Genomic DNA, 12,782 nt, shown 5'->3' on the forward strand with positions numbered 1-12,782 from the left:
GCGAAAGAGACTCAGTATTTGAGCTACATGGGCGGAATCCCGGCGCGGTGTGCGAAAGAGACTCAGTATTTGAGCTACATTTGCGGAATCCCGGTGCGGCGGGCGAAAGAGGCTCAGGAATTGAGCTACATTCGCGGAATCCCGGTGCGGCGGGCATGCGGTGAGGGGAGCAGACAAGCCAAGAGCCGCGCGAACGGAGCGGCACACTCGCGAATCCGCCCCCTCAGGGCGTCAGTCACCCGCGCAGCTTGCCGAGCTCGGAGACGAGCGCTTCCACTTCGCTGATGCTGAATTTGTCCTTGGATTGGACCATATCGTAAATATCCTTGATGTCCTCGTAGCGGTCCACCTGAAAGTGAGAAGCCTGCATCGCCGCGCCGGACGCCATTCTCAGCTTGGTTTTGATGGCTTCGATCATGAACTCGACGTTTTCCTTCGTAGGTTGGGACAAATCCATTTCGCGCTCTTCCTCTCTGGTCGCTTGTTGAAGCCCATTGTACCATACCATCCGCCGCCCCGAAACGGCGAAATATGGCGTTCGGCCGCGAACCGTGATACGCTGATAAAAAAAGACGCCCGAACCCTACCACCTCAAGGAGACCGATTCGCCATGTTCCCTTCCGCCCCGCGCGATTCCTTGCTTACGGACGCGGCCGGCCTGCGAACGTTTTTCGCGAACGTCGCGGCCAGGCACGACATGCGCCAACTGATTTTCCTCTGCATCGGAACCGACCGCTCGACCGGGGACAGCCTCGGCCCCTGGGTCGGGACGATGCTGGAGCGAAGCGGCCTGCCGCGCGTCGTCGGCACGCTCGAATCGCCTTGCGACGCCGACCGTCTCGCGGACGTGCTGGCGGCGCTGCCGCCGGATGCGCCCGTCGTCGCCATCGACGCCTGCCTCGGCCGGCCGGAGAGCATCGGGCGCTACGCCGTATCCGAAGGGCCGATCCGGCCGGCGCGCTCCGTCGGCAAATCGTTTCCGCCCGTCGGCACGTACAGCGTCGCGGCCGTCGTGAACGCGGCGGGGCCGAAGCCGTACTGGACGCTGCAGACGACTTCGCTGCACCGCGTGCTGCTGATGGCGGAGGCGATCGCAGAAGCCGTTGCCGCCCAATGGCCGGAGCCGGCCCGTTTGAATTCATGGAGATCGATTCGTTACAATAACGATAACCTGACCGAAGGGACGTGACGATATGCCATCCGTTACGCTAGAGAACAAGCTCCGGGTCGCCTACACCGACGAAGGCCAAGGCACCCCTATCCTTTTGCTTCATGGCTATTGCGGAAGCCGCCGCTACTGGGACGACGTGCTGCCTCATCTTCGCGAACGCTTCCGGGTCGTCGCCCCGGATTGCCGGGGACACGGCGAGAGCGAAGCGACCGAAGACGGCTACACGATGGAGCAGCTTGCGGAAGACGCTTCCCAACTGCTCGACGCGCTTCATATCAAGCAGGCGTTCGTGCTCGGCCACTCGATGGGCGGCTATACGGCGCTGGCCTTCGCGGAGAAGCATGCCCCTAAGCTGCTCGGCGTCGGGCTGCTTCATTCGACGACGTTCCCTGACGACGAGAACGGGAAAGCCGGACGGGAGAAAGCCGCGCAGCGGGTGTCGGCGGAAGGCGTCAAGGGCCATATCGATGATCTCATTCCGAAGCTGTTCGCGCCGGAGCATCGCACTTCCATGCCGGAGAAGCTGGAGAAGGCCCGCGCGATCGGATACGGCACTTCGCCCCTGGCGGCGAGAGGCTGCGCGCTCGGCATGAAGGACCGGCCCGACCGCCGCTCCGTGCTGGAGCAAGCGGGCAGGCCCGTCCTGCTGCTTGCGGGAGAGCACGACGGCGTCGTCGCCCCGGAGAAGCGGTTCCCGGTGTCGGGACCGAACGTTACGGACGTTCTTCTCGCCGGTGCCGGCCATATGGGCATGATGGAGACGCCGGAAGCATTCGCCCAAGCCGTCGCCGATTTCGTCCTCTCGGTTTCCGCCGGAGGCGGCGCTCACCATGTATGACCGCGACTATCTGATGAGGCTCATCTCCCAGACGACGACCATGCTCGGACGTCTCATGGGGCTCAAGGAGCAGAAAAAGCAAGAGGAAGCGATGACGCTCATCGACGAGTTTCTGAGCCGGGAGCTGCGCCTGCGCTCGCGCCTTGCGCTCGGGCTGTCCGACGAGGACTTGCTGCAGATGTTGAGCGTCGGCGGCGTGCCGAATTACGAGTCGGTGGCCATCCTCGCCGTCTTCCTGAAGGAGGAGGGCGATTTGCTGAGCGGCACGGGCCAGACGGGCGACGCCGTCCCCCGCTACGAGAAGGCGCTCCGGCTTATGCTGCGCGTGCTCGAGGAGCACGGTCCGGTCCAAGGGCTCGGGCTGGAGGAGCGGGTCGGGCAGCTGCTCGGGCGCCTCGCCCCGTACGAGAAGGCCGCCGCGACGAAGCGCGCGGTCTGGAGATGGCACGAGAGCCAAGGACGATATGCGGAAGCGGAAAATTTACTGTACGAGCTTTACGAAGACGAAGGCGCAACCCCGGAGGAAGGCCGTTCCTTCTATGAACGGCTGGCGAAGCTGTCCGACGAGGAGCTGGAAAAAGGCGATCTGCCCCGTTCCGAGCTTCTGGAAGGGCGCAGGCAGTGGGACGCGCTGGCGGGAGAGACGGCATCATGAACGATACGAACGAACGGGCGCGGGACGAACTGAACATCTTCCTGAAGGAGACGGTTCAAGCCGAACGGCTGCTGCAAGCCACCTTCAGCCAGCCGAGAAGCAAGGACGCCGAAGCGCCGCGCAAAATAACGGTAAGGCCCGTCCGTCTGAAGAACGGGCTGCACTACCAATTCGAGCGTCTCGTCGGCAGCAAGGCGCTGCACGGCAATTTGCCGCCCGAACAGGCGGCGGACGAAATGGCGCGGCTGCTCGCCGGCGAATTCCGCCAGGCGCTGGTCAAAACGCCGGAAGCCGACGTGCAGGTGCTGGTCAGCAAGAAAGGCAAGCCGACGCTGCTCCGGAATGCGCCGACGGCCAAAGTCCAGGCCCAAGCGGCGCCCGCCCACAACCGGACCAAATCGTACGTGCTGCCCGCAAACGAGCCGGTTCCGTTCCTGATCGAGCTTGGGGTGATGACCGCGGAAGGGCGCGTCGTCAAGGCGAAGTACGATAAATTCCGGCAGATCAACCGGTTTCTCGAGATGGTGGCCGACACGCTCCCGCAGCTTCCGGCCGACAAGGAGCTCCGAATCGTCGATTTCGGCTGCGGCAAGTCGTATTTGACGTTCGCGCTCTATCATTTCCTCGCCGTCCGGGAGCGAAGGAACGTGCGGATTTTCGGGCTCGATCTCAAGAAGGACGTTATCGAGACGTGCTCGCGGCTGGCCGAGCGGCTCGGGTGGGACAAGCTTCGGTTCGCGGTGGGGGACATCTCGCAGTACAAGGAATCCGCCGAAGTCGACATGGTCGTGACGCTGCACGCTTGCGACACCGCGACCGACGCGGCGCTTCTAAAGGCGATCGGCTGGGGAGCCAAGGTCATTCTGTCGGTGCCGTGCTGCCAGCACGAGCTGTTCGGCCAATTGAAGCAGCCGCTGCTGAAGCCCTTGCTCAAACACGGACTGCTGAAGGAACGGTTCTCGGCGCTCGTCACCGATGCGGTAAGGGCGCAATTGCTGGAGCTGGCCGGATACCGGACCCAAATGCTCGAATTTATCGATCTTGAAAACACACCCAAAAACTTGCTCATCCGGGCCGTGCGAACGGGACAGCCAGCCTCTCCGGAAGCCGTTCGCGAGTATGAAGCGATGCGGGACTTTCTAGGTATTTCTCCCTATATGGAGAAGCACGCGGAAGGCATACTATTTTCCCGGCAAAAATAAGCTAGATTCCGTCAGATAAAGGACAAGTCGATGTTGTCGGAAAAAACCAGACTATGGTAGAATAAAGGAATTAAGTCCCACAATTTCCGGGAACAGAAACGTGAAAAGGTGAACGCCTTGGGACTCCTCCGGCCAGATTTCCTTCTCTTTATCTGTCTATTTCTTTTGTTCGTTGGCGTGATTGCGTTCAATCGCATTACGCAAACTTACAAAGTCTATTTGGCCTTTCACTTTTTGATGATGCTGTGGCCATTGGGACAGTTCGCCGTAAGCATAACCGGCTATCCGGAATACCAGTCGCTCTTCATCCGGCTTTCTTTCGTCGCCGTCGGACTGATTGGGCCCGGATGGCTGTTTTTTGTTCTTTTCCTGACACAGCGCTCCTCCTGGCTGAAGCCGAAGCGGGTTGCCGCCATTCTCGCGCCTTCGCTGGTCAGCGTCGTCTGCGTAATCTGGAACCCGAACCACCTGTTTTTGAAGCCGTACGACGGTCAGTACGCCACGCGCGATTACGGACCGTTGTTTTGGCTTCTCACGTTTATCCAGCTTGGCTATCTGTTTGTGACGCTGATCAACATGTTCCACGGCCTCCGGAACGATTCCTCCGTCAACCGGCGCAAGCAGCTGGCGACGACGCTCATCGGCATGTTCGTGCTGACCGGCTTCGCCGTTCTCGATCTGCTCGTCAACGTGCTGCTGAGGGGGTCGCTCCCCGTCATTCCCGGCTTGATGTCGCTCGGTATTCTGCTGTCCGACTGCTGCTTCATTCTGGCAATTTACCGTTACGGCATGTTCGATATTCTCAGCATGGCGCAGCAAAATATGATCGAGCATATGTCGATGGGCATCGTCGTCATCGACGAAGACGGCAAAGTGCTGGAAGCCAACCGGGCAGCCGCTTCGTTCGTGCAGGTCGGCAAGGGCGATTCGTTCGAGATGGAGAAGTTTCTGGCGCAGCTTCCGGGCCACGAGGAAGTCAGCGAATTTCTGTACCGTTACCGCCATTATCCGCAGGAACGGATGCAGACCGAAATTACGCTGCAGGATTCCCGGCACGTGTCGATTCAAATCTCCCCGGTGCTTGACGATACGAAGTCGGTGCTCGGCCGGATTATCACGTTCCATGACGTGTCGGAATTGCGCAAGCTCGTCGACGAGATGAACCGGAAGAACGAGGCGCTGCACGAACGCAACCTGGAGCTGATTGCCATCCAGGAGGAGCTTTACCGGGTCAACCAGAAGCTGGAGCAGATGGCCATCACCGACGGCTTGACGGGGTGCTACAACCGGCGCTTCCTAATGCAGCAGCTGGAGCACGAAGTTTTGCTGAACCTGAGATACCGGATTCCTTTTTCCATCTTTCTTTTCGATATCGACTTCTTCAAGCAGATCAACGATCAGTACGGGCATTTGATCGGGGACGAGGTTCTCCGCCAGACCGTCGACACGGTGAAAGCCAACCTTCGACGCACCGACATTCTAGCCCGGTACGGCGGGGAGGAGTTCACCGTTTACTTGCCGCATACGACCCAGGAGCAGGCCGAGCTTCTTGCGGACCGCATCATGCGGTCGGTGGCCGACAACCGGGTGGAGACGGGGCGGGACAAGATCGGCATTACGATCAGCATGGGAATCGTGACCGAAGTCGACTTCGAACAGCAGGTCGAAGACGTGAAGGAATATTTGCGGGGACTGTTCTCGCGGGTAGATTCGGCTCTTTACAGAGCCAAGCATGAAGGGCGCAACCGCGTCGTGATCGCAAGCGCTAATGGGGCGCACTGAACGGAAGCTCGGGAACGAAAGGAGAGCGGAGATGGAGCATTCCGGACGACGAATCGGCGTCGCTTTGGCGGCGGCCGTAAGCCTTGCCGTGGCGGGCGTAACGGCTTGGAGCGCCGGCTCCGGGGAGGGGAGAGCGACGTTCGCGGCTCTCGCCGGAGGGGGCTTCGCCGCCGTCCTCTTGCCGCTGGGCTGGCTGTTGGGCCGGCACTACGACCGGATTAAAGCCCGATCGGAACGGGACAGCCTGACCGGTTCGTTCAACCGCGGCTTTATGGAGCGCTGCTTCGAGAGGCTGTCCGAGTTTAGGCGCTGCGCGGCAACAAGCGAATATCCGTCACAATCGTCGACATTAACGATTTCAAGGCGATCAACGACACCTACGGCCACCGGATGGGCGATCGGGTGCTGATTCAGCTCGCGGAAGCGCTGCAGGAGAGCTCCGTGCGCGGAGAGATCATCGGCCGGTGGGGCGGAGACGAATTTCTGCTGCTAAGTCCCTACGCGGCGCGCGGGGCCGCGAATTCGCTGCACCTTCATATCGAGGAGTGCATGGAGCGCTTGTCCCGTCTGGAAAATATCAAAATTTCGGCCGCGATCGGCACAGCCGTTTTCCCCGAGGACGGTTTGACGTTGGACAAGCTGCTTCACGCCGCCGACCGCTCGATGTACGACGACAAGAGCGTCCGCAAGAAGGACGAGGCATCCGTGCGCCTGAACGCGTAATCGCCCCGGACCGAACGCCGGGGCCGTAGTCGTCTCCGCTCCTCTATCACTCTTCTTTTTCTTTCTTTCCTCGCCCTCCTTTCTCTCAATCGATCGAAAGGCTCGGCTTTTCCCGCAGGGGGAAGGCCTATTCGCACGCTCTTGTCTTCGAGCGGCCCCGCAGCCTTGAGGGAGATTTTCCTTGCGGCGAGCGGCCGGGGAGCTGTGTACAAACAGTGGATAGCGCGTGGACAACCATGCCAGGCTTGTGGAGAGAATGGACATTTCGGCAAGGTTGAAGGAACAGAAGAATCTTGGGACGAGCTAATTTTGTGGATAAAGTGTGGGGATTCTGTGGAAAAAGGGGGGCGATCCGGGGATAAAGCGGGGGATTTTGTGGATAGAGCTGTGGACAATTTTGCGGTTGCGGCGAATCGGCCGGGCCGTGCCTTGCTTCCGACGGGCGGAACCGATTAAGCTAGGGAAAGAATTCATTTCGGAAAAGTGGGGCGCTCATGGACGGCCAATGGAGACGAATATCCGCCTGGATCGGCGCGGTCGCGTTAACGTTTACGCTCTGTTTTTCCGCTTACCGCAGCGGCCTTTTTTTTGACGAAGATTTCTACCGGCTGGAGACGGCGCTGATCGCTTGCGCCGCGCTGACGGGGGTTGCCGGCTGCTTCCGCGTTTTGCGCTTGCGCACGCCGATCTGGTCTTACGCGCCGTTCGCGATCGCAGCCGCTTATGCGCTGCACTTGGCTTCGCATCCCGCATCGATCAAATCGACGACGGACGATTTCTTGCGGTGGACGGCCTACGGCTCCTGGACGGTGCTGCTCGGGGCGTATTTGGCCGATCCCCGGAGACGGAAAGCGGGGTGGATCGCTCTCCAGCTGACCGGGGCTTTCGTCGCGGTCGGCGGCTGGTGCGGCTGGTTCGGATGGATTCGGTATCCGGACATCGTGTTCCTCTCGGATCAGGCGGAGTTGGCGGCGACCGGCGCCAGGCTCGCCGGCTTTTTGCAGTACCCGAACGCGTTCGGAGCCGTCATGGCGGCTTTCGCGCTCGTGCAATGGCAATTGCTCGCCTCCGGGAGCAGAGCCGTCGCGTTCGCCGCTTCGCTTCTGTTTGTGCCGTATACGGCGGCGCTCTTCCTGACGGAGTCGCGGGGAGCCTGGCTTGCGCTAGCGTTCGGCGCGGCGTTGTCCCTTGTCTTCCGCAAGAAGGACAAGCGGGGATACGGGCTGGCGGCGGCCGGCGTCGCCATCGCGCTGTCAGCGGCGGCCGCCCGCGCTTCCTTCGCGGTGATGGAGCGCGGCCATCCGGCGGACGGGCTGTGGATGCTGCTGGCCGGAACGGCCGTCGGCGGCTTGCTCGTCTACGCGCTCGGCGATCGGGACCGGCTGCCCTTCGGAGGAAGGGCGAACGCCGTTGCCGCCAGAGCGGCGGCGGCTGCAACCTCGCTTCCGGGCGGGGCGCTCGTTCTGCTGATCGGCTTGCTCGCGGCTTACGAGCTGCTGGCGGGGGGCTCCTCCGGCGGCGCGCGGATCGACGGCCATTTCGAGACGGCGGCCGCCAGGCAATTGTATTATGCCGACGCGCTGCGGATGTTCCGCGATCATCCGTGGTTCGGCACGGGCGGGCAAAGCTGGCGAATGCTTGTCGGCCTGTACCAGAGCAAGCCGTATATCGGCAACGAGGTGCACAGCGGTTACCTGGACATGCTTCTCGATACGGGCTTGCTCGGGCTGGCGCTGCTGCTGGCGATGCTGGCCGGGTTCGCCGTCCAGCTGTGGAAGCAAGCGGGGAGTGCCTGGGGGCCGGCCGCTGTGCTGCTCGCCCATTCGGCGATCGATTTCGACTGGTCGTACGGCTTCGTCTGGCTGCTGCTCTTCTACTGGCTGGCGCTGCACCTGGCGGCGGGCGAGCCGCCCTCCGGCGCCGGCGAAGCGCCTGCGCCGCCGCCGCGCCCGCGGCCGTCCGGCTTCGCCCGGCCGCGGCCCGCCCTTGCAGCGCCGCTGGGCGCCGCGCTGCTGCTCGGCTTCGCCGCCGCGGCGCTGCCCGCGGCCTGGCGAAGCGCAGCCGCCGCAAGCGAGCGCGATGCCGCGCTCGCGTCGGCGGCGAAGGCCGCGCGCGCCTCGCATTTGCGCGCGGCGCTTCGGGCGAATCCGGCGTGGAACCGGATTCGCCTCGAGCTCGCCCCTCTCCTGCCGGTGCGGGAGAGGGAGAGCCTGCTGCTGACGGGGCTGCGGTACGAGCCGCATTCCCCGTCGCTGGAGTATCAGCTCGGCATGACCTACGCCGAGCTGAGGAACCCCGCCGCCGCGCGCGACCGTCTGCGCGAGGCGCTGCGGCTCGCGCGCTTCGACCGCGAGGCGCAGAACGCCGCGATCGCGCGCATGGCGACGCTGGCCGACAGCTTCGCCAATGCCGGACGCGCGGACGAGTCGCGGATCGCCGCCGAAGCCGCGGCCGAGTTCTACGAGCGGTACCGGGAGCTGTACCGGCGAACGTACGAAGGCCGCGACAATCCGTGGTACGATCGGGACAAGGCGCTGTTCACGGCGGCCAAAGTGAATGCGGCCGGCGCGATGACGCTGCTGGGCCGGACGGAGGAGGCCGCGGCCGTTCTTCGCGAAGCGGCGCAGGAGAATGCGCCGGATTGGAAGGAGCGGGCGGAGCGGCTGCTCCGGCAGCTGGAGCGGGGGAACGATTGACGGTGAACAAGCTCGGCTACCAATCATAAAGTGGATCAAACTCGTACAGGAGTGTGATCCCGATGACATTGAATCGCCCCAAACCCGCCAACGCCGATTCCAAGAAGTCCAAAGTCGTCAAATTCGTTGCCGTTCGCAAGCCGAAAGCCCGTCAGACCCCGACGTTTACGCGGCTTACGGTCGTATGGGTGCAAAACAACGGCGTCCCCTTCGATACGACCGGCTTTTTTGCGACGCTGACCCGCAGCGGCCAGGTCGTCAGCACCGCCTCGTTCGATTCGTTCGGCGTCGTGCGCTTCGCCAACGTCAGCACGTTGACTCAGGTGTCCTATACGCTGCGCGTGTTCAACAGCGACGGAACGCTGTTCCGCACCCGGACGATTCCCAACGGGGTGGAGACGTTCGCGATTATCGGTTAAGCATAGACATCGCCGAAAAGCGCCCAAACCTGTATGGGACAGGCCAGGGCGCTTTTCGCTTGCGCGGGATTGCCGCCGCCGTGCGTTTCACCCGCGCCGGTTATCCGCCGAACGCGTCGCGGAACGCGGCCGCGAGGCGCGCGCGATCGACGTTCCATAGCTTGGCGATTTCTTCGCTCAGCTCGGCTTCCCACCAATCGGCCAGCTTCTTGCGATCGCTCCGGTTTTCCGCAATCCACAGCAGGTTGCCGACGACCCGCCTTACATAAAGCTCTTCCGCTTGCTTGACAAGCTCGGCAGGCACGTATTGCTTCAGCCGCTTGACCGTCCGATACAGCTCGGTCTGGCAGGCGCGCCGGATGGCGCGGGCGGTAGGCAGCGGGGCCTCGTGCTTGGGCTGTCCGATCTTCATGCTTCATCCTCTCCCGCGATAGCCTATGCGGAAGAGGAGGCTGCGGTCACCCGGGCGGCCTTATTGCACGACAAGGTAGCCGACCATCGGAATGCTCGTTTGCGGATCGCTGTGGGTCGTGCATACGATCGGATAAATGCCGGCAGCCGTCGGCGTAAACTTGACGACCGTCGTTTTGCCTTTCTTGACCTCGCCCTTGACGTCGAGCCCTTCGATGACGAACGGGTGCGATTGGCCGCTGACGCCGGTAATGCGAAGCTCGACTTCCTGATTTTTGTTGACGACGATCGTCCCCGGGGAGAAGACGTACGATTCCAGCTGTTTGCCGCCGGTCGTCGTCGCCGTAAACTCGCCTGTAACCAGCTGAACGACCTGCGCGCCTTCGGCAACGGGCGCGGTCGCCGCGCGGGTCTGATGCCATCCGACGTAAGCCCCGGCCAGAATGACGGCCGCCGCAAGGATGATGTACCACTGGACCCTTCTTTTGCTAATAAACACGACTTTGCTCATAGTCCGCTCTCTCCTCTTCAACTTTGTCCTCGGTCTATCAAAAGTCTATGCGCGGGCCCGTCCCCGCATGACAAGCCTGCAGCCAATTTGCGGACGTTTGCGCGGAGGCCGGCTTTGCCTATATGATAGAGTAGACAACCCGGGAGTGGGGGGCGCACGCGGACGAGCCAACCCGGCCCGGGGCGGGGCGCCGACCGGCCCGCAACCGGTTGTCCGGCGTTACAACCTCATGTTACGATCCGGAGAAAGGTAGAGAAGAGACGGGGATTCGCATCCTCGAATCGCACTTTGAATTTCGATAGGAGAAGCGGGAGGCTGAGGATGAGTACGATTCACGACTGGCTGGGTCAATTGCTGACATGGATCGAGAGTTTGGGTTATTTCGGCATTATTATCGGTTTGGCGATCGAAGTCATTCCGAGCGAGATCGTTCTCGGATACGGCGGCTATCTGGTGTCGAAGGGAGACATCAACTATTTCGTCGCCGTGCTGTGCGGAACGATCGGCGCGCTGCTGCAGCAATGGATTCTGTATGCGATCGGAAGGTACGGCGGCCGCCCGGTCGTCGAGAAGTGGGGCAAATATCTCCATATCAAGCCGAAGCATATCGACATCGCGGAGAACTGGTTCAACAAATACGGACCGATCATCGTCTTCACCGGCCGCTTCGTTCCGGTCATGCGCCAGGTCGTCTCCATTCCGGCCGGCATGGCCCGCATGAATCTGCTCAAATTTTCACTATTGACGTTCGTCGCCTCGCTCCCCTGGTCCCTCCTCTTCGTCGGCCTGGGCTGGACGCTTGGCGATCAATGGGAGAACATCGACGAGAAGGCGGCTCCATACGTGCAGCCGGCAATCCTGATCGCCCTCGCGCTGCTGGTCGGGTACCTCGTGTTCCAACTCGCGCGCAAGCGCTCGAAGCGGTCCTGACGAAGATCGGCGTCGATTGTGCGCCTCTCTTCGGATTTGCTACAATAGGACGGAGATCGAACCATTCTCAGAACGGGAAGAGAGGTTTTCCGGCGATGAGCCAGCAACTCGGGCATAAATTGAACCAAGGCATATCCCCGCAGCAATTCATGGCGGAGATGACCAAGAACAAGGACGCGTTCCATGCGAATTACGAGCAGTTCGCCTGGCCGGACGCGGAGCTGCAATCGTTCTACGAATCGCTTGGCAACCGCGACGATCTTCGCGCCATGATCATCACCGCCGATTGGTGCGGCGACGCGCTGCGCAGCGTGCCGGTCGTTTTCCGGGCGTTCGAAGCCGCCCAAATTCCGACGGAAGTGATGATCATCGAGCAGCATTACGACCTGATCGATCAATTTCTGACGCTCGGCGGCCGCTCCATTCCGATGGTGCTCATTACGGATACGGGCGGACATTTGCTCGGCAAATGGGGGCCGCGTCCGAAGCACGTGCAGGAAGTGATGATCGCGTTCAAGGAAGCGAACCCGGACCGCGAAGCGCCTTCCTATCAGGACAATCTCGCCGTCGCCCGCCAGGAGATGATTCGCCGCTACGGAGAGGCCGCCGATTATACGCCGGTCGTCCTGCGAGAGCTGCAAGAAGTGCTCGAACGGCTGTAAAAAGCGAGGGAATGCGATGCTGACTTTCCAACGGTTTACGCTGGGCGCGCTGCAGACGAACGCCTACGTTCTGATCGACGCCTCCCGCACGCGCGCGGCCGTCATCGATCCGGGCACCCCGGATGCGGCGCTGCTGCGCCGCCTGGAAGGCTTGAAGGTCGAAGCGATCCTGTTGACGCACGCGCACTTCGACCATATCGGGGGCGTCGACGATTTGCGCCGCCGCTTCGGTTGCCCGGTTTATTTGCACGCGCTGGAGAAGGATTGGCTCGGCGACCCGGTCAAGAACGGCTCCGCGCGCTGGACGGACGTAACCGGCCCGATCGCGGCGGGCGTGCCGGACGTCTATTTCGAGGACGGCCAGAAGCTGGAGCTGCTCGGGGAGACGTTCGAGGTGCTGCATACGCCGGGGCATTCTCCGGGCAGCGTCGGCCTGCTGTGCGGCGATTTGCTGTTCGCGGGCGACGCGCTGTTCCGCCGCTCCGTGGGGCGCACCGATCTGCCGGGCGGCAACGCGGACGCGCTTGCGCGTTCGATCCGGGAGAAGCTGTACGTCCTGCCGGACGGCGTCATCGTCCTGCCCGGGCACGGTCCCGAGACGACGATCGGCGAAGAGAAGCGGGAGAACCCTTACGTCAGGGCGTAGGAATCGAATTTTGCCAAGAAATTTGTCAAATTATGCTTTACATGCGTTATAGCATCTGCTAATATGGGCTTTACCAAGACTTTACAAGAATACGGTACGGCTGCGAAGAACGCAGGCGAAGGAGAGATCGGCTCTC

15 protein-coding genes are annotated in these 12,782 nt (G+C 61.9%); 12 read left to right on the top strand and 3 right to left on the bottom strand.

Annotation, left to right across the window (positions count from 1 at the left end; genetic code table 11):
• Window positions 1-235 precede the first annotated feature (235 nt).
• Entirely contained in the window at window positions 236-457 is a 222-nt protein-coding gene (locus G485_RS0123190; protein WP_027094502.1) for a DUF1128 domain-containing protein, read from the bottom strand.
• Window positions 458-610: 153 nt separating this feature from the next.
• Between G485_RS0123190 and yyaC the strand changes: the two genes are divergently transcribed.
• The 9 genes from yyaC (at window position 611) to G485_RS0123235 (ending at window position 9,486) form a co-directional block, all read left to right on the top strand.
• Window positions 611-1,189, top strand: a complete 579-nt coding sequence (gene yyaC / locus G485_RS27940; protein ID WP_051318518.1) for a spore protease YyaC — start codon at window positions 611-613, stop codon at window positions 1,187-1,189.
• A 4-nt stretch (window positions 1,190-1,193) separates the two neighbouring features.
• Window positions 1,194-2,009: an alpha/beta fold hydrolase gene (locus G485_RS27945; RefSeq protein WP_035157871.1), complete on the top strand. Its 816-nt coding sequence runs from the start codon at window positions 1,194-1,196 to the stop codon at window positions 2,007-2,009.
• Window positions 2,002-2,664 carry a DUF6483 family protein gene (locus tag G485_RS0123205; protein ID WP_027094503.1) on the top strand — a complete coding sequence of 221 codons (663 nt, stop codon included), beginning with the start codon at window positions 2,002-2,004 and terminating at the stop codon, window positions 2,662-2,664. Before G485_RS27945 ends, G485_RS0123205 begins: the two co-directional genes overlap by 8 nt.
• Window positions 2,661-3,866 carry a class I SAM-dependent methyltransferase gene (locus G485_RS0123210; protein ID WP_084423464.1) on the top strand — a complete coding sequence of 402 codons (1,206 nt, stop codon included), beginning with the start codon at window positions 2,661-2,663 and terminating at the stop codon, window positions 3,864-3,866. The genes G485_RS0123205 and G485_RS0123210 overlap by 4 nt, the downstream gene beginning before the upstream one ends.
• Window positions 3,867-3,974: 108 nt before the next feature.
• Window positions 3,975-5,648 carry a histidine kinase N-terminal 7TM domain-containing diguanylate cyclase gene (locus G485_RS0123215; RefSeq protein WP_276203374.1) on the top strand — a complete coding sequence of 558 codons (1,674 nt, stop codon included), beginning with the start codon at window positions 3,975-3,977 and terminating at the stop codon, window positions 5,646-5,648.
• 31 nt (window positions 5,649-5,679) lie between these two features.
• The gene (locus tag G485_RS0123220) at window positions 5,680-6,057 is read left to right on the top strand and encodes a hypothetical protein (RefSeq protein WP_027094506.1); all 378 of its coding nucleotides are present in this window, start codon (window positions 5,680-5,682) and stop codon (window positions 6,055-6,057) included.
• Window positions 6,015-6,371, top strand: coding sequence for a GGDEF domain-containing protein (locus G485_RS0123225; RefSeq protein ID WP_240489254.1), 357 nt, complete (start codon window positions 6,015-6,017; stop codon window positions 6,369-6,371). Before G485_RS0123220 ends, G485_RS0123225 begins: the two co-directional genes overlap by 43 nt.
• Before the next feature lie 494 nt (window positions 6,372-6,865).
• Complete coding sequence (locus tag G485_RS0123230) at window positions 6,866-9,067, top strand: O-antigen ligase family protein (protein WP_027094508.1); 2,202 nt, start codon at window positions 6,866-6,868, stop codon at window positions 9,065-9,067.
• Window positions 9,068-9,129: 62 nt separating this feature from the next.
• Window positions 9,130-9,486, top strand: coding sequence for a hypothetical protein (locus G485_RS0123235; protein WP_027094509.1), 357 nt, complete (start codon window positions 9,130-9,132; stop codon window positions 9,484-9,486).
• Window positions 9,487-9,586: 100 nt separating this feature from the next.
• On the opposite strand, the gene G485_RS0123240 is transcribed toward G485_RS0123235, so the two are convergent.
• Together G485_RS0123240 and G485_RS0123245 are read right to left on the bottom strand one after the other, a co-directional pair.
• Window positions 9,587-9,898 (bottom strand): hypothetical protein, encoded by a 312-nt coding sequence (locus tag G485_RS0123240; RefSeq protein ID WP_027094510.1) that lies wholly within the window; start codon window positions 9,896-9,898, stop codon window positions 9,587-9,589.
• 60 nt (window positions 9,899-9,958) lie between these two features.
• The gene (locus G485_RS0123245; RefSeq protein WP_027094511.1) at window positions 9,959-10,408 is read right to left on the bottom strand and encodes a cupredoxin domain-containing protein; all 450 of its coding nucleotides are present in this window, start codon (window positions 10,406-10,408) and stop codon (window positions 9,959-9,961) included.
• A gap of 321 nt (window positions 10,409-10,729) precedes the next feature.
• Between G485_RS0123245 and uptA the strand changes: the two genes are divergently transcribed.
• From uptA to G485_RS0123260, 3 genes are all read left to right on the top strand, one after another.
• Window positions 10,730-11,338 (top strand): undecaprenyl phosphate transporter UptA, encoded by a 609-nt coding sequence (gene uptA / locus G485_RS0123250; protein WP_027094512.1) that lies wholly within the window; start codon window positions 10,730-10,732, stop codon window positions 11,336-11,338.
• A gap of 95 nt (window positions 11,339-11,433) precedes the next feature.
• Window positions 11,434-12,000 (top strand): thioredoxin family protein, encoded by a 567-nt coding sequence (locus G485_RS0123255; protein WP_027094513.1) that lies wholly within the window; start codon window positions 11,434-11,436, stop codon window positions 11,998-12,000.
• A gap of 16 nt (window positions 12,001-12,016) precedes the next feature.
• Window positions 12,017-12,646, top strand: coding sequence for an MBL fold metallo-hydrolase (locus G485_RS0123260; protein ID WP_027094514.1), 630 nt, complete (start codon window positions 12,017-12,019; stop codon window positions 12,644-12,646).
• Window positions 12,647-12,782: the final 136 nt, after the last annotated feature.

Origin of the sequence: Cohnella thermotolerans DSM 17683, from assembly GCF_000429825.1 — a bacterium.
Taxonomy (GTDB): Bacteria; Bacillota; Bacilli; order Paenibacillales; family Paenibacillaceae; genus Cohnella; species Cohnella thermotolerans.